Source organism: Brachybacterium nesterenkovii, assembly GCF_900163655.1.
In the GTDB taxonomy this organism is placed as follows: Bacteria; Actinomycetota; Actinomycetes; order Actinomycetales; family Dermabacteraceae; genus Brachybacterium; species Brachybacterium nesterenkovii.
Map to the genome: position 1 here is coordinate 1 of NZ_FWFG01000019.1, position 14,991 is coordinate 14,991.

Annotated in this window: 15 protein-coding genes, 1 tRNA gene and 1 pseudogene; 7 read left to right on the top strand and 10 right to left on the bottom strand. The window is 73.0% G+C overall.

Annotated elements, in window-relative coordinates; translation table 11 throughout:
* Window positions 1–108: 108 nt before the first annotated feature.
* Window positions 109–663, bottom strand: a pseudogene (locus FM110_RS02075) (transposase); the annotation flags it as partial.
* 241 nt (window positions 664–904) lie between these two features.
* On the opposite strand from FM110_RS02075, the gene FM110_RS02080 reads away from it, so the two are divergent.
* Window positions 905–2,749, top strand: a complete 1,845-nt coding sequence (locus FM110_RS02080; RefSeq protein WP_087102206.1) for a Na+/H+ antiporter — start codon at window positions 905–907, stop codon at window positions 2,747–2,749.
* A 58-nt stretch (window positions 2,750–2,807) separates the two neighbouring features.
* Here the strand turns inward: FM110_RS02080 and FM110_RS02085 are convergent, their stop codons facing one another.
* Both FM110_RS02085 and FM110_RS02090 read right to left on the bottom strand, forming a co-directional pair.
* Window positions 2,808–3,809, bottom strand: a complete 1,002-nt coding sequence (locus FM110_RS02085; RefSeq protein ID WP_087102208.1) for an MDR family oxidoreductase — start codon at window positions 3,807–3,809, stop codon at window positions 2,808–2,810.
* On the bottom strand, window positions 3,778–4,761 hold the full coding sequence (locus tag FM110_RS02090; RefSeq protein ID WP_087102210.1) for a phosphatase PAP2 family protein: 984 nt from the start codon (window positions 4,759–4,761) through the stop codon (window positions 3,778–3,780). Before FM110_RS02090 ends, FM110_RS02085 begins: the two co-directional genes overlap by 32 nt.
* A 153-nt stretch (window positions 4,762–4,914) precedes the next feature.
* Between FM110_RS02090 and FM110_RS02095 the strand changes: the two genes are divergently transcribed.
* The gene (locus tag FM110_RS02095) at window positions 4,915–6,042 is read left to right on the top strand and encodes a glucose-1-phosphate adenylyltransferase family protein (protein WP_087102212.1); all 1,128 of its coding nucleotides are present in this window, start codon (window positions 4,915–4,917) and stop codon (window positions 6,040–6,042) included.
* A gap of 80 nt (window positions 6,043–6,122) precedes the next feature.
* Here the strand turns inward: FM110_RS02095 and FM110_RS02100 are convergent, their stop codons facing one another.
* Window positions 6,123–6,968: a hypothetical protein gene (locus tag FM110_RS02100; RefSeq protein WP_087102216.1), complete on the bottom strand. Its 846-nt coding sequence runs from the start codon at window positions 6,966–6,968 to the stop codon at window positions 6,123–6,125.
* Window positions 6,969–7,015: 47 nt separating this feature from the next.
* Here FM110_RS02100 and FM110_RS02105 point away from each other — a divergent pair, with 47 nt between their 5' ends.
* Window positions 7,016–8,209, top strand: a complete 1,194-nt coding sequence (locus FM110_RS02105; RefSeq protein ID WP_200810145.1) for a hypothetical protein — start codon at window positions 7,016–7,018, stop codon at window positions 8,207–8,209.
* A 198-nt stretch (window positions 8,210–8,407) separates the two neighbouring features.
* Here the strand turns inward: FM110_RS02105 and FM110_RS02110 are convergent, their stop codons facing one another.
* From FM110_RS02110 to FM110_RS02120, 3 genes are all read right to left on the bottom strand, one after another.
* The gene (locus FM110_RS02110; protein ID WP_087102218.1) at window positions 8,408–9,187 is read right to left on the bottom strand and encodes an SDR family oxidoreductase; all 780 of its coding nucleotides are present in this window, start codon (window positions 9,185–9,187) and stop codon (window positions 8,408–8,410) included.
* Window positions 9,188–9,258: 71 nt separating this feature from the next.
* Window positions 9,259–9,843 (bottom strand): sugar O-acetyltransferase, encoded by a 585-nt coding sequence (locus FM110_RS02115; protein WP_087102219.1) that lies wholly within the window; start codon window positions 9,841–9,843, stop codon window positions 9,259–9,261.
* Between the two features lie 90 nt (window positions 9,844–9,933).
* Window positions 9,934–10,374 (bottom strand): GNAT family N-acetyltransferase, encoded by a 441-nt coding sequence (locus FM110_RS02120; RefSeq protein WP_087102221.1) that lies wholly within the window; start codon window positions 10,372–10,374, stop codon window positions 9,934–9,936.
* A gap of 46 nt (window positions 10,375–10,420) precedes the next feature.
* On the opposite strand from FM110_RS02120, the gene FM110_RS02125 reads away from it, so the two are divergent.
* Entirely contained in the window at window positions 10,421–10,849 is a 429-nt protein-coding gene (locus FM110_RS02125) for a YchJ family protein (RefSeq protein ID WP_087102223.1), read from the top strand.
* A 241-nt stretch (window positions 10,850–11,090) separates the two neighbouring features.
* Here FM110_RS02125 and FM110_RS02130 read toward each other — a convergent pair whose 3' ends face one another.
* The gene (locus FM110_RS02130) at window positions 11,091–11,369 is read right to left on the bottom strand and encodes a hypothetical protein (protein ID WP_087102225.1); all 279 of its coding nucleotides are present in this window, start codon (window positions 11,367–11,369) and stop codon (window positions 11,091–11,093) included.
* A 564-nt stretch (window positions 11,370–11,933) separates the two neighbouring features.
* Here FM110_RS02130 and FM110_RS02135 point away from each other — a divergent pair.
* The 3 genes from FM110_RS02135 to FM110_RS02145 all read left to right on the top strand — a co-directional run bounded on the left by FM110_RS02135 (window position 11,934) and on the right by FM110_RS02145 (window position 13,394).
* Window positions 11,934–12,016 (top strand) — tRNA-Leu (locus FM110_RS02135).
* A gap of 131 nt (window positions 12,017–12,147) precedes the next feature.
* Window positions 12,148–12,858 carry a histidine phosphatase family protein gene (locus tag FM110_RS02140; RefSeq protein ID WP_087102227.1) on the top strand — a complete coding sequence of 237 codons (711 nt, stop codon included), beginning with the start codon at window positions 12,148–12,150 and terminating at the stop codon, window positions 12,856–12,858.
* The gene (locus tag FM110_RS02145; protein WP_087102228.1) at window positions 12,855–13,394 is read left to right on the top strand and encodes a DUF4916 domain-containing protein; all 540 of its coding nucleotides are present in this window, start codon (window positions 12,855–12,857) and stop codon (window positions 13,392–13,394) included. Before FM110_RS02140 ends, FM110_RS02145 begins: the two co-directional genes overlap by 4 nt.
* Before the next feature lie 162 nt (window positions 13,395–13,556).
* On the opposite strand, the gene rdgB is transcribed toward FM110_RS02145, so the two are convergent.
* Window positions 13,557–14,204, bottom strand: a complete 648-nt coding sequence (rdgB, locus tag FM110_RS02150) for an RdgB/HAM1 family non-canonical purine NTP pyrophosphatase (protein ID WP_087102232.1) — start codon at window positions 14,202–14,204, stop codon at window positions 13,557–13,559.
* Window positions 14,205–14,245: 41 nt separating this feature from the next.
* On the bottom strand, window positions 14,246–14,991 hold a 746-nt coding region (rph, locus tag FM110_RS02155; RefSeq protein WP_087102230.1), incomplete at its 5' end, for a ribonuclease PH.

The window sequence follows — 14,991 nt, forward strand, 5'->3', positions numbered from 1 at the left end:
TCAACAATCGACCCCGCCGCCGACTGGGCTATCTCACGCCCACCGAGGCATTCGCACGACTGCTCGCCGGCGAGCCCCATGTTGCTTCGACGCCTTGACATCGCCCTGGCCGTGGTCGAGGAAGGCGCAGAGGGGGTGGTAGCCGAAGCCGCGTTTGAACGTCGGTGCGGCCTGCTCCTTCTCGCTGTGGACATTGATCAGGGTGGCGTCGAGGTCGATGACCAGCGGGTTCTTCACACTGGTCTTCGCGGCTGGAGAGTGGTCGCCGGCGAAAGTCCAGGCTCGTTCACGCGCGGCCCGGCGGGCCCGAGAGATCGCCTCGATCACGGCGGGTGCGTCCTGGGCGAGCGTGGTGAGCATGCGGGAGATCGTCGGCGTCGAGGCGACGTCGCCGAACAGGCCCGGTTCACACCGCAGCAGGTCAGTGTCGCGGGCGACTTCCCCGCCCACCGCGAGCGTCATGGCGAGATCCAGCAGCACCTTCGACCCGTGATGCTCGGCCAGCGGCTTCGTCCACGGCGTCAACGCTTCCCGCAGTGAAGCGGCCAGGCCGGTGGCGTGGATCGTGTCGGTCAGCAGCACCGCACCGGCGTGCGAGACCGCCGGGACCTCAGCGATGTCCACGCGCGGACGAGGGTAGTAGAACAAGGTAGGGTGGGACACCTGAAAGGTGCTCCTTCCAGCGGATGAATGCGAGTCTCGACAACCCGTATTATCCCTGGCCAGGAGCGCCTTTCGCTATCTGGTCCACCCTCCAAGACCGCGCCCCCGTGAAATCTCGAGGCTAATACGGTTGAACCGTGTCACGTCAGGAAATCCTGGCTTCCGTAACCGGCCGCACACCACGCACGGAACCGGACACCCGCACAGCACGGCCATCCGCCCCTTCCGGCAGAATTCCCCCGTGCACACGACCCTCCTCCTCGTCGGCCTCACCGTGGCCGTCCTCGCTGGCACCGCGCTCTCCGAGCGCCTCCGGCTCCCCGCCCCGATGGTCCTCATCGCGCTCGGAGCCATCGGCTCGTTCCTGCCCTTCGTCCCGGAGGTCGCGCTGACCCCGGACCTCGTGCTGATCGGCCTGCTGCCTCCCCTGCTGTACGCGAGCAGCATGCAGACCTCGATCATCGACATCCGTGCGAACCTCACCTCCGTGGCGCTGCTGTCCGTCGCCCTGGTGGCCGTCACGACCGTGACCGTCGGCGCCGTCGCCCACGCCCTCGTCCCGGGCATCTCCTGGGCCGCGGCCCTTGCTCTCGGCGCGGTCGTGGCCCCGCCCGACGCGGTCTCCGCGAGCGCCGTCGCCCGCCGCATCGGCCTGCCGCGCCGGATCGTCACGGTCCTCGAGGGCGAGTCCCTGCTCAACGACGCGACTGCGCTCGTCGCCCTGCGGACCGCGGTCGCCGCGCTCTCCGGAACCGTCGCGGCAGGGGCGATCGCGCTGGACTTCCTCGTGGCCGCCGGCGGGGGCGCGTTGCTCGGCATCGGCGTCGCCGCGGTCGTCCTGCGCCTGCGCGCCCGCATCCGCGACCCGCTGATCGACACCGGCGTCTCCTTCGTCGTCCCCTTCGTCGCCTATCTGCTGGCCGAGGAGCTGCACGCCTCGGGCGTCATCGCCGTGGTCGTCGCCGGGCTGATCATCGGGCACAGGGCGCCGATCGTGCAGACCTCGGGGTCGCGCCTGACCGAGCGCGTGACCTGGTCCACCGTCGCGTTCCTGCTCGAGCACGCCGTGTTCCTGCTCATCGGCCTCCAGGCGACGCGCATCGTCACCGGGCTCGACGGCTCCGTCTCCGTCGGCCGGATGCTCACCGCCTGCGCCGCCGTCCTGGGCACGGTCATCGCCACCCGCCTCCTCTGGGTGCTGCTGACCCAGTGGCTGCGGGGCCTGCGCACGCCGCCGGAGGATCGCGAGCCGTGGTCCCACGCGCTCGTGACCGGGTGGGCGGGGATGCGCGGGGTGGTGACGATCGCCGCCGTGTTCGTCATCCCCGCGGAGGTCCCCCACCACGACCTGCTGGTGCTCATCGCCCTCGCGGTCGTGCTCGGGACCCTCTACCTGCAGGGCCTCACGCTGCCGGTGCTCACCCGCGCGCTCGGGGTCGAGCCCCAGGACCCGGCCGCGGACGCCCTGGCCCGCGCGACCCTGCTGCAGCAGGCCGCCGACGCCGGTCTCGCGGAGCTGGACGCGTGCACCGAGGCCGACCCGCACGGCGTGGAGACCGTGCTCCGCGACCGGCTGGATCGCCGCACGTTCGCCGCCTGGGAACGGCTGTCGACGACGACGGGGATCGAGGCGCCCAGCGAGGCCTACACCCGCATCCGCACGCGCATGATCGCCGCCGAGCGCGCCCGCATCCTCGAGATCCGCTCGCTGGGCAAGGTCCCCTCGCACGTGGTCCGGGAGGTGCTGGGGATGCTCGACCTCGAGGAGTCGATGCTCGACGCCGCCCGCGAGGAGCGCGAGGAGATCGTCGCGACGGGCATCGGCCAGGGAGGGCACTGCGCCGAGCTGCGCTCGCACCCCGCGATCGCGACGACGCCCGATCCCCGCTGCGCGCAGTGCGAGGCGGAGGGGACCGTCCCGGTGGCGCTGCGTCAGTGCCTCGAATGCGGCAGTGTCGGCTGCTGCGACTCCTCGCCCGGGCAGCACGCGACCGAGCACTTCCACCGCACGGGCCACGCGGTGATGCAGTCCGCCGAGCCCGGCGAGACCTGGCGCTGGTGCTACGTGCACGCGGTGACGGCCTGACGGAGCCGTCGCTCACCGGGTCTCGGCGCGGGCCCCTGGCCTCGCCCTGGCCTCTCCGTCAGCCCTGGACGTCGATGACGATGCGGCCGGCGCCCTTCCCCTCGAGGAGCTCTCGGGCCGTTTCCTGCGCTGCGCCGAGCGGGACCGTGCGGGTAAGGGCGTCCAGCAGCGCCGGGTCGAGGTCGCGGGCCAGACGATCCCAGGCCGCTTCGCGCAGCGGCCGCGAGATCTCCACCGAGTTCACACCCAGCAGGCTGACGCCGCGGAGGATGAACGGCAGCACCGTGGCGGGCAGGTCCGGGCTCGCCGCGAGACCGTAGGCCGCGACAGCGCCATCGGTCCGGGTCCCCGCGAGGATGTTCGCGAGGATCCTGCCGCCGACGCCGTCGACGGCCCCCGCCCAGCGCTGCGCGGCGAGCGGGCGCCCCTCCGCCTCGAGCTCGGAGCGGTCGAGGACGTCCGCGGCGCCGAGGCTGCGGAGCCGCTCGCCCATCTCCTCGGGCCTGCCGGTCACCGCGACCGCCTCGTATCCCGCGACGCCGAGCAGCGCGAGGGCGATCGACCCGGCTCCCCCGCTCGCTCCCGTCACGAGGACCGGTCCTGCATCGGACCGCAGGCCGTGGCGCTCGAGGGCGAGGACGGCGAGCGCCGCGGTGAGCCCGGCGGTGCCGATCGCGGCCGCCTGGGCCGACGTGAACGGGGCGGGGACGGGCAGCAGCGCATCGGCGTCCACGCGGGCGCGGCGGGCGAGGCCGCCGTGGCGGTCCTCCCCCAGCCCGGCGCCGTGGAGCATGACGGCATCGCCGGGTGCGAAACGGTCGTCGAGCGAGGCGGTGACCTCGCCGACGAGGTCGATGCCTGCCACGAGCGGGGTGCGTCGCACGACGCCGGGGCGTCCGCCGAGCGCGAGAGCGTCCTTGTAGTTGAGGCTCGAATGCGTCACGTCGATGGCGACGGGCAGGTCGTCGAGGGCGGTCTCGTCGATCTCCTCGAGCGCGGCCCTGCGGCGCTTCGGGTTCGCGGGGTCCTCACGGACCACCCAGGCGGGGAACGTGCTCATCTCGGTCTCCTCTCGGATGCGGGTGCGGGTGCTCCGGTGCGTCGCCGCTGCGACGTTCCTGCGCGCCGCGGTCGTCTCTGCGGTCGTCTCTGCGGCCGAGGGGCGCAGCAACCCGCGCGCTCTCCGCCGGTATTCTCCCCGCCCCGGAGCCCGCGAGCACGCCGCCCGCGAGCACGCCGCCCGCGAGCACGCCGAGCAGTCCCGCGGCCAGGGGCGGCAGGAGCAGCAGGGAGGCGAGGACGTCGCTGGGGTGATGCACGCCCAGGCGCACCCGCGACCAGGCCGTGGCGACCGTGAGCAGCGCACCGAGCATCACGACGGCGGCCGCCGCGCCTCGTTCCCGCCGCGCGTCTCCGCTCGCGTCCGCATCGCAGTCGCCGCGGCGCAGGACGGCGAGGGCCAGGAGGGTCGCGAGGATCGCGGCGCAGGCGGTGTGCCCGCTCGGGTAGGATGCCGAACCGGGCAGTGGGACCGCGCCGACGTCGGATGCCAGCACCCCTGGCCGGGGGCGGTCCACGATCCGCTTGGCGAGCGCCTCGAGCCCCCAGGCGCCGGCGCCGGCAGCAGCGGTGCGGAGCCCGGCGAGGATCCGCGTCCGCCGGTCCCCTGTCGCCATGAGCCCGACCGCGGCGGCGAGGAGGATGAGCAGCACCGCCATGGCGCGCGGGCCGAGGAGGACATCGAGCGCACGCGCCGGACCGACGCTCCAGGCGGGCGACACCGCGACGGTCCACCGCGCGAGGGCGTCGTCCAGGGCCTCGGCCTGCGTGCTCGCGCGGATGGCGAGGCCGCTCACGATCAGCACGCCCCAGGCCGTGACCGCCACGAGCAGCGGCGACCAGAGCCGTCTCGCCCTGCCGCGTGCTGTGCTCGCCCTGCAGCGCACCACGTGGGCGTCGTGCCCGACCGACCGTCCGGTCGTCTCGCGTCCCTCGTCCACGGGGATCATCATCCCCCATTGCTAGCGTGCGGAGCTCCGCACCCCGGATATCCGGAACCGTCCGCCCCGGCCCCGCCCGGCATCGAACCGCCGCGGAGTCACCGGGGCGCGGGGCCGCGGGGTCGCACGAGACCAACTGATGTCGTCGCAGATCAGGAGGATCACATGCGCCGTCCCCGCGTCCTCGCGGTCGTCCTCGCCGGCGGTGCCGGCTCGCGGCTCGGACCGCTCACGGAGCACCGCGCCAAGCCGTCCCTGCGCTTGGCCGGCACCTATCGCCTCATCGATGTGGTCCTGTCGAACATCGTCCACAGCGGCATCGACGACGTCCGCCTCATCGAGCAGTTCGTGCCCCGCACGCTGGACGATCACGTGGCCGCGGGCCGTCCGTGGGATCTCGACCGCAGCCATGGCGGCCTGCGCGTGCTCTCGCCGTTCACCGGGGAGGACGGTGAGGGCTTCGCCCGCGGCAACTCCGATTCCCTGTGGCGCCATCGCCGCAGTCTCGCAGAGGCCGAGGCCGACCTCATCATCGTCCTCAGCGCCGACCATCTGTACACCCTGGATCTCTCGGACGTGGTGGAGACGCATCTGCGCCGCAGCGCGGACCTCACGGTCGTCACCACGCAGGTCCCCCACGACCCCTCGGCGCACGGCGTCGTCGAGGTCGATGCCGACGGGACCGTGACCGGCTTCGCCTACAAGCCGCAGTCGCCGGAGACCGACCTGGTGGCGTGCGAGATCTTCTGCTTCACGGCGAGCGTGCTGCTGGAGTCCCTCGAGCAGGCCCATGCGGAGCACGGGGAGCTGGGCGACTGGGGCGAGGATCTGATCCCGCACCTGCTGGGCACGGGTCGCGTCGTCGAGCACCGTCTCGAAGGGTACTGGCGCGACCTCGGGACCCCGGAGGCGTACTGGCAGGCGCACCAGGAGGTCCTCGACGGGACGAGCGCCCGTCTCGACGACCCCGCCTGGCCGATCCGCTCGGCCCAGCCGCAGCGGCTCCCCGCGCGTGTCGGGGACGGCGCTGAGGTCCGCGAGAGCCTGCTGTCCCCCGGCTGCACCGTCGAGGGGAGCGTGCGGCGCAGCGTCATCGAGCCCGGCGCGGTCATCGAGGAGGGGGCCGAGGTGGTCTCCTCCATCGTCCTGGACGATGCTCGGATCCCCGCCGGCGCCCGTGTCGAGCGGTGCATCGTGGACATCGGCGCCGCCGTGGCCCCGGGAGTCCACGGCGACGGGTCCGCGATCACGGTCATCGACGCCGACGGCAATGCGCATCGTCCTGAGGACTGACCGCTCCGCCGGAGGCCGACCGGGTCGGCGGCGCACGATGACGCCGCCCGCAGGGCCTGCAGCGACCTATGGCGATGGGGTCAGACGTCGACCTGGTTGTCCGCGCTCACGATGAGCCCCGGCTCGGCCAGCATGAACGTGCCCGGCAGGACGCGCAGGCGGATCGTCGCGCCGCCGCTGCCGTCGGCTTCGGCCTCGCAGGTCACGGGCTCGAAGCGGGTGGCGTCCAGCGGGCCCTCGCAGCTCGTGACGGTGAGGCCCCAGTCGGCGGCCGGGTCCTCGGCACTGGTGTCGATGACGGACAGCACGTCGCGGACCAGCTGCGCGGGCTCGACCGGGTCCATGCCGTAGGCGCCGCCCATCTCCATCGCGATGACCTCGTTCTGGCCGTCGTAGAGCGCCTCGCGAGCGGTCTCGGGGACCCCATCGGGCGTGAAGGCGAACAGCACGGCGGGTTCGCCGCCGGCGAGCACCACGGGGTAGGCGCGGGCATCGCGCCGCTCGGCGGAGTCCATCCCGGCGACCACCATGCACGGCACCTCGTACCCGGGGGCGAGCGGGAGGTCGCCGTCGCAGCCGGCGTCGGTGCCGTTCGTGGTGGATTCGAGGACGGCGATGAGATCCGCCTGGGCGATGATCGGGTACCCGTCGTCCGTGCGCTCGGCATCGGCGACGTCGACGGGCTCCGAGACGGCGGTCAGCACCGTCGCGCCCGCCGCCGGGGGCGTGTCCCCGCCGGCATCGGAGCTCCCGGAGCCGGTGCTCGCCGTTCCCTGTCCGCCGTCGTTCGCACCGCCGCCCGTGCCGTTCCCGCCCGTGGTGCTCCCGGCCGCCTGGGACGCGGACTGCGACGCGGTGCCGCTCGGGGAGGTCGACGCGCCGACCGCGCGGTCGCGCCCCCTGCCCGATGCGCTCCCCCGCGCCATAGCATCGCCGCGCCCCCGGAACCCCCGCCCGCCTGAGAGGAGCTCACGTGGATGCCACGGACCGCACGTCGACCAGCCCCGCGCGGCCGACGCACGCCCTGCACGTGCGCCTGCTCTCCGATCCCGGGATTCCCACCCGCCTGCTGACGCGCACCGAGCCCCGCCTCGCCGAGGCGCTCACGGCGCTGTTCGGCATCGAGGTCCACGTGCATCGCACCGAGGCGACGATCGTCCTCGACGACGATGAGCTCGTGGACATCGGCACCACCGTCCGCGAGGGCTCCGCGGAGGAGGAGCATGCGGACATCGTCCTCGCCCTGACCGAGATGCCGCGCCTGGACGGCACGCACCCCCTGCTCGCCGAGGTAATCCCCGAGCAGGACGCCGCGGTGCTGTCGCTGCCGGCGATCGGCATCGTCACCACCCGCCGCCGCCTCACGGACGTGCTCGTGCTGTGCGCGGCGCAGCTGCTCCCGCACCTCCCGCGCCGCGGCTCGCTGCCGCGGCCGCCGCTCGACGGGAACTGGACGGCGACGCCCGACGGCCCCCTCCGTCTGCGGGCCCTGCGCGGCCTGGGCACGGCACGGACGGTCCTGGGGATGGTCGCCACGAACGCGCCCTGGCGTCTGGCACCGCGCCTGGGGAGGGCGCTCGCCCTCGCCGCGGCCACCGGTGCGTTCGGCATCTTCTACAGCTCGGTCTGGGAGATGTCGACGGCGCTGTCGGTTCTGCGCCTGGCTCTGATCTCGGCGCTCGCCGTGGTCACGATGACGATCTGGCTGATCGCGGGCAACCGCATGTGGGAGCGCGCCGAGGGCAGGGGACGCGCCGCCACGGAGGTCTTCTACAACCTCTCGACGGTCCTGACCGTGGGCGCGACGGTGTCGATCCTGTACCTGCTGCTGTTCGGCTTCATCCTCGCGGCGGGATTGATCGTCATCGACCCCGACTACCTCACCGCGGTGCTCGCGCGCCCCGCATCCTTCGACCGCTACGTGGACATCGCCTGGCTGTCCGCGTCGATGGGCGTCGTCGCGGGCGGTCTCGGCGCGAGCTTCGACTCCCACACCGACGTCCGCACGCTGACGCACCGCGGCCGCGAGCGGGCACGGAAGGCGCAGGAGCGGCGCGAGCAGGAGCGAGAGGCGCAGGAGTCGCGCGGGCAGGAGCGAGAGGCGCAGGAGTCGCGCGAGATGCAGGGGTCGCGCAGGCACGCGTACGAGGGGTCGCGCAGCACCTGACGGGGCCCGAGCGCCCGACACGGCCGGCGGAAGAGCCCGCCTACCACCCCGCGCGCCCGCCCCAGCCGACATCGTCGAAAAGAGCCGTCTTGATGGCTCGTTTCGACGGTCTCGCGGGTGCATGTGGCTCGTTCCGTCGATTTCGTCGATGGGGTACGTCCCCCGCCGTCACTCTCAGCGCTGCCCGAACCGCCCGCGTCAGCGCTGGGTGGCCTGGGCCAGGAAGTCCTCGGCGCCGCCGACGAGCTCGACGTGCCCGGGCTCGACGTCCGCGGTGACCATCGCGGCGACCTCGGCCGCGAACTCGGCCACGGAGTAGAGGCGGCCGGCGGACTCGCGGCGCTCCTCGAGCGCACCGGGGCGCGCACGGTTGAGCAGGGTCGCGGTGACGGTGCCCTCGATCATGTCGCCCGAGACGATCACCGTGGTGATGCCCTTCTCGGCGAGCGCGGGCACCTGCTCCGCGATCGCGTCCTCGCCGGCGCGCTTGGACAGCGCCACCTGCTCGTACTCGGGCATGGTCTCCACCTCGCGGATGAAGTGCGCCTGGTGGCTCGTGACGAAGACGACGCGGCCGCCCTCGCCCATGAGCTCGGTGCCGGCGCGCAGCGCGTCCAGCTGGGCGTCGCGGTTCAGGCGCATCGCGTAGTCCTCGCCGAGGTCGGACTCCATGCCGCCCGAGGCGTTGAGCACGAGCACGTCGAGCGAGCCGAACTCGTCGACGGCGGCCTTCATCATGGCCCGCACGTCCTCGGGGCTGGTCAGGTCCGCGCCCACGGCGATCGCTCGCCCGCCGGCGGCCTCGATCTCGCCCACGACCTTGTTCGCGCGGGGGGCCTTCTGGCGGTAGTTGACGACGACGTTCGCGCCCTGGGCCGCCAGCAGCTTCGCGGTGTCGGCTCCCACGCCGCGGGAGGAGCCCGTGACGACGGCGGTCTTCCCGGCGAGGGGCTGGTCGGCGGTGGTGGTCGCGGTCATGGTGCTCCTTCGTGGTGGTGCCGGGGCGGCGTGGCGCCTCGGAGTTCGTGTCGGTTCCGAGGGTACTGGGCTCACAGCGTGCGGATCACGCGCGCCGGGTTCCCGACGGCGAGCGAGCGCGGCGGCACGTCGCGGGTGACGACGGACCCGGCGCCGATCACGCAGTCCGCACCGATCGTGACGCCGGGGCAGACGATGACGCCGCCGCCGAGCCACACGTTGTCCTCGATGATGATGGGCGCGCCGCCCTCCCAGCCGTCACGGCGCGGCTGCGGCTCGAGCGGGTGGATCGGCGTGAGCAGCTGGACGTTCGTGGCGATCTGGCAGTTGCGGCCGATGCGGATGTCGACCACGTCGAGGGCGACGAGCCCGAAGTTCACGAAGGTGCCCGCACCGATGTGCAGGCGCGTTCCGTAGTCCACGCGCAGCGGCGCCCGCACGTGGGCGCCCTCGCCGAGCTTGCCGAGGAGTCCGCGCAGGATCTCCTGGGCGCCGCCGGGGTCGTGCGCGTACTGCTCGTTGAAGCGGGCGGTCTCCCTCAGGCCGTGGAGGCTCTCGGCCTGGATCTGGGGGTCGTCGGCGATGTACCAGTCGCCCGCGACCATCCGCTCGTGCGGGGTGCGGTCATCGGACTCGTCCACGTGGAAGCTCTGCATGGCGGGAGCCTACGGGCTGCAGCGGCTCGTCGGCCGACGGGATGCAGCAGCCGGTCGCCCGTCAGGCTGCAGCAGCCGGTCGCCCGCCGCTCAGCGCCCGTCCCAGCGCATGCCGAGGGTCGGGGCGGCGTCGACGAATCCCAGGGCGTCGTACAGCCGTCGTCCCGGCGGGTCCGCCATGAGCGTGATGTACGGATCCGGGGGCGCTGCGGCCCTGATGCGCCCGAGCAGATCCTCCAGGACGCAGCGCCCCAGGCCGCGCCGCTGGTGAGCGGGCTGGGTCGCCATGTCGGCGATGTGGAAGTACCAGCCGCCGTCACCGATGACGCGTCCCATCGCGGCGAGGCTCCCGGCTTCGGTGCGGACGACGGTCCAGGCCCAGCTCGTGCGCACAGCGGGGGCTGCCTGCGCCGGGCTGATCGCGCTCAGCCCGGCGGCCGCGCGCAGGGCGACGTACTCGTCGACGGAGGGCGGTTCGGGAACGAGCAGGTACCCGGCGGCGAGCGCGGTCGGCCGTGGCGATGAGGACATGGGCCGATCCTCGCACGCTGCACGAGGCGGATCCGATACTGGATGCATGAGCCCGTCGACCGCGTCGCCCTCCCCCGCGCACCTGCCCACCTGCCCGTGCGGCTCGGGCGCCCCGGAGGATTCCTGCTGCCAACCCGTTCTCATGGGTGCCGCCGCCGTCACGGCGGAGGCGCTCATGCGCTCGCGCTTCACGGCCTTCGCACGCGGCCACGTCGAGCATCTGCTGCGCAGCTGGCATTCCGCGACCCGTCCCGCCCGCAACGAGCTCGCGGGGTCGCTGGACCCCGATCGCCGGTGGACCCGCCTGGTGATCCACGAGACCGAGGGCGGCGGTGCCGCCGACAGCGAGGGGATCGTCGAGTTCACCGCGATCGCCCGGGAGGCCGACGGCAGCAAGGTGCGTCTGCGGGAGCGCTCGCGCTTCGTCCGCGAGGGCGGGCGCTGGGTGTACGTCGACGGCGACGTCCAGGCTTGAGCCCGATCTGCGAGCGGTCGTTCTCGGCCTGCAAGAGCCCCGGTCTGCAGACAGCTCTGGGCCACAGACGGCTCTGCGCCTCGGACGCCTCGGTCTGCGGACAGCTCGGTCTGGGGCGGGCCCGATGAGCAGACCGCCCCGGCCCGGCTACCGGGAGGCCCCGGCCCCGCTCCCCGAACGGTTCCGAACGCACGAATGCCCCTCCCGGGATGCCGGGAGGGGCATTCGTCTGCGCGGGGCCTCAGCCCCGGCGCGAAGCCAGCGCTGCGAGGCCGGCGATCACGCCGACCGTGCCGATGACGCCGCCTGCCACCGCTGCGATGTGCGGCAGGTCGTAGCTCCCGTCATCGGCGACGAAAAAACCCTTGACCGCCTGGACGGTCTCGTTCTTCCACCGCGTGACGGCGTTCTTGGGGTTGATGCGATCGACGAGCTCGTCGATGTCGGCGGCCAGGTTGTCCTGCTTGCGGACCGCCTGGACCCTCATGCCCTCGAGGCTCTCCGTGTTCTTCTTCGCCACGACACCACTTCCGTCCTGAGTCTGCCGGTGTACGGGGGCGATCGTACAGGTCTCCCCTGGTCGCCCGCCGTGCCGCAGGGTCGATCCGAGCCGCGCGGTCGGGCGCGGGCCGGACGCCTCTCTCCGCGAGATGGATGTCGATCTTCGCCGCTTCGAGAGCGGCTCAGCGGCAGAGATCGACATCGTCCCGCGGTGATGCAGCAGAGATCGACATGATCCGCACCGCAAGACCTCACCGCCCGCGCCCGCTCTTCGAGAGCGGCTCAGCGGCAGAGATCGACATCGTCCCGCGGTGATGCAGCAGAGATCGACATGATCCGCACCGCAAGACCTCACCGCCCGCGCCCGCTCTTCGAGAGCGGCTCAGCGGCAGAGATCGACATCGTCCCGCGGTGATGCAGCAGAGATCGACATGATCCGCACCGCAAGACCTCACCGCCCGCGCCCGCTCTCACCGATCGCCATACAACCCCACCGTCCGCGACACGACCCCGCCGCCCGCGACGCTTCCCCACCGACCGCCGCACGAGACCATCCACCGCCGCGCGCTACGCTGGGCGGCGCGCGCGAGTGGCGGAACTGGCAGACGCGCCGGATTTAGGTTCCGGTGCCCGAGCGGCGTGCGGGTTCGAGTCCCGTCTTGCGCACGATACGGATACGGCTGTGACCTGCGGCGGAGCAGTCTGCGGAGGGTCGCGGCGGGGCCCCGTGAACACGATCTGAGCACTCCACGGCTCGGGCGGACACCGGGTCAGGCACACGAACGACAGGAGGCGCCGTGACGCTGTTCGGACTGGTCCGCCACGGGCAGACGGACTGGAACAGGCAGTTCCTGTTCCAGGGATCCTCGGACGTCCCTCTCAACGACACGGGCCGCGCGCAGGCGCATCACGCGCTCGATTCCATGCCCGACCTCGCCTGGGACGTGGTCGTCTCCTCCCCGCTGTCCCGCGCCCGGGAGACCGCGGAGATCATCGCCGCCGACCACGGTCTGGTGCTGGGCCCCACGGAGCCGCGCCTGCAGGAGATCGATTTCGGCATTGCCGAGGGCCGGACGATCGCCGAGATGGAGGCCCTGCATCCGGACCGGGACTTCCCCGGGGGCGAGGCGCCGCAGGCCGTCGCCGACCGCGGCTACGACGCCCTCGAGGATCTCGAGCGCCGCTTCCCCGGCCAGAACGTGCTGGTGGTGGCCCACGGCACGCTCATCCGCTTCCTGCTCTCCGGGATCGTCGAGCGCCCGCTCCCCTCGATCCCCAATGCGACGCTCTCGCTGATCCGCCTCGAGGACACCACCTGGAGCGTGGAGATGCTCGCGGGCGTGCGGGAGGAGGCGGTCGTGCGCGTGTCCTCCCGTGACCGCAACCCGCGCTTCGTCGTCGAGCACCCGCGCCCGACGGCCCCGCCCATCGATCTCGCCGGCTCCGCCCCCACGGGCGAGACCGTGACATCCGCCGCCGCAGATCACCCCCAGGAGGGACGCGCATGAACCGCACCGCCGTGGACGCCGAGGGCTCGTGGTTCGAGCCCGACGAGCTCGCCGCTCTGCGCCGCAAGCTGCCGATCCCCTACGTCGACGTCGTGCCGGTGCGGTGCGACGTCGACGGCTCGATCCGGCAGGTGGGGCTGCTGCTGCGGGCCTCCGGCGCCGGCTCGATCGTGCGTGCGATCGTCTCCGGCCGCGTGCTGATCCACGAGTCCCTGCGCGAAGCCATCACCCGCCACGTGGAGAAGGACCTGGGGCCGATGGCGCTGCCGCGCGTGCCCGTCTCCCCCGTGCCGTTCACGGTGGCCGAGTACTTCCCCACGCCCGGGCAGTCACCGTTCGCGGATGCGCGCCAGCACGCGATCTCGCTCGCGTACATCGTGCCGGTCGACGGCGAGTGCGCCCCGCAGGAGGACGCCCTGGACCTGGCCTGGTACGACGTCGACGAGCTGCGCGAGGGCTCTGCGGTGTACGAGGAGATGTCCGGCGGCCACGACGTCATCGTGCGTCGTGCGCTCGCGCACGCCGGAGCGCTCTGAGCGCTCGCGCACGCCGGAGTGCTCTGAGCGCTCGCGCACGCCGGAGTGCTCTGAGCGCTCGCGCACGCCGGAGCGCTCTGAGCACTCGCGCACGCCGGAGCGCCATCACGCGGGATGCGCTGAGCGCTCCCGCGCGCTCGGCAGCACCGCCCTGGTGGGTCCTCAGCCGCGCAGACGCTCCGCGATCGCGGGCACGAGGGCGCGGAAGGCCTTGCCGCGGTGGGAGATCGCGTCCTTGGCCGCGGGGCTGAGCTCGGCGGACGTCCGCTCCTGGCCGTCGGGCAGGAACAGCGGGTCGTAGCCGAAGCCGCCCTCGCCGCGGCGCTCGTGCAGGAGGCGCCCGCGCATGGTGCCGTGCTCGACCACCTCGGTGAGCGTGCCGTCGGCCTCGGGCACCACCATCACGGCGGCGCACTCGAACTGGGCTCCGCGGTGCTCCTCGGCGATGTCGGCCAGCTGGGCCAGCAGGAGGTCGTTGTTCGCGTCGTCGTCCCCGTGGCGGCCGGACCAGCGGGCCGAGAAGATGCCGGGCGCGCCGTGGAGGATGTCGACGGACAGCCCCGAGTCGTCGGCCACGGCGATCAGGCCGGTGGCCTGTGCGGCGGCGCGAGCCTTGAGCAGGGCGTTGGCCGCGAAGGTGGTGCCGTCCTCGACGACGTTGGGCAGGTCGATCTGCGCGGCGGAGACCACGGCCTCGGGGTCCAGGCCGGGGACGGCCTCGACGAGGATCCGGCGCAGCTCGGCCAGCTTGCCGGCGTTGTGCGTCGCGAGCACCACGCGCGGGGCCGCCGCAGAGGCATCGCCCGTCATCGCGGCCGCCGCGCCCATCACATCGGCCCCAGCCGCCGCGCTCATCGGGTCTGTGCCAGGGCGGCGGCCTGGAGGTCGCGCAGCTGCGCGCAGCCGTCGACGGCGAGGTCCAGCAGCGCGTCGAGCTCCGCACGGTCGAAGGGCGTGCCCTCCGCGGTGCCCTGCACCTCGACGAAGGAGCCCGAGCCGGTGACGACGACGTTCATGTCGGTGCCGGCCCTCACGTCCTCGCGGTACTCGAGGTCCAGCAGGGGGCGCCCGTCGACGACGCCCACGCTGATCGCGCTCACGGTGTCGGTGAGGACGCTCGCGGCGGCGGGCAGATCGGTGTTGCGCTTGCCCCAGGAGACGGCATCGGCGAGGGCCACGTAGGCGCCGGTGATCGCGGCGGTGCGGGTTCCGCCGTCGGCCTGCAGCACATCGCAGTCGAGCTGGATCGTGTTCTCGCCCAGGGCGTCCAGGTCGATGACCGCGCGCAGGGACCGCCCGATGAGACGGGAGATCTCATGGGTGCGCCCGCCGATCTTGCCCTTCACGCTCTCGCGCTGGGAGCGGGTGGAGGTCGCGCGCGGGAGCATCGCGTACTCAGCGGTGACCCAGCCGCTGCCCTGGCCCTTCTTCCAGCGCGGGACGCCCTCGGTGAACGAGGCCGTGCACAGCACGCGCGTGCGTCCGAAGGAGATGAGGGCGCTGCCCTCGGCCTGATCCGACCAGCCGCGCTCGATCGTGACCGGGCGCAGCTGGGCGGGGGTGCGGCCGTCGACGCGGTCGCCCTCCGGGGCGGGGA

Coding starts and splice junctions, on each gene's coding strand:
- FM110_RS02085 (WP_087102208.1), bottom strand. CDS start 3,809: ATGAGCACGTTCCCCGCCTGGGTGGTCCGTGAGGACCCCGCGAACCCG.
- FM110_RS02090 (WP_087102210.1), bottom strand. CDS start 4,761: ATGATGATCCCCGTGGACGAGGGACGCGAGACGACCGGACGGTCGGTC.
- FM110_RS02095 (WP_087102212.1), top strand. CDS start 4,915: ATGCGCCGTCCCCGCGTCCTCGCGGTCGTCCTCGCCGGCGGTGCCGGC.
- FM110_RS02100 (WP_087102216.1), bottom strand. CDS start 6,968: ATGGCGCGGGGGAGCGCATCGGGCAGGGGGCGCGACCGCGCGGTCGGC.
- FM110_RS02110 (WP_087102218.1), bottom strand. CDS start 9,187: ATGACCGCGACCACCACCGCCGACCAGCCCCTCGCCGGGAAGACCGCC.
- FM110_RS02115 (WP_087102219.1), bottom strand. CDS start 9,843: ATGCAGAGCTTCCACGTGGACGAGTCCGATGACCGCACCCCGCACGAG.
- FM110_RS02120 (WP_087102221.1), bottom strand. CDS start 10,374: ATGTCCTCATCGCCACGGCCGACCGCGCTCGCCGCCGGGTACCTGCTC.
- FM110_RS02125 (WP_087102223.1), top strand. CDS start 10,421: ATGAGCCCGTCGACCGCGTCGCCCTCCCCCGCGCACCTGCCCACCTGC.
- FM110_RS02145 (WP_087102228.1), top strand. CDS start 12,855: ATGAACCGCACCGCCGTGGACGCCGAGGGCTCGTGGTTCGAGCCCGAC.
- rdgB (WP_087102232.1), bottom strand. CDS start 14,204: ATGACGGGCGATGCCTCTGCGGCGGCCCCGCGCGTGGTGCTCGCGACG.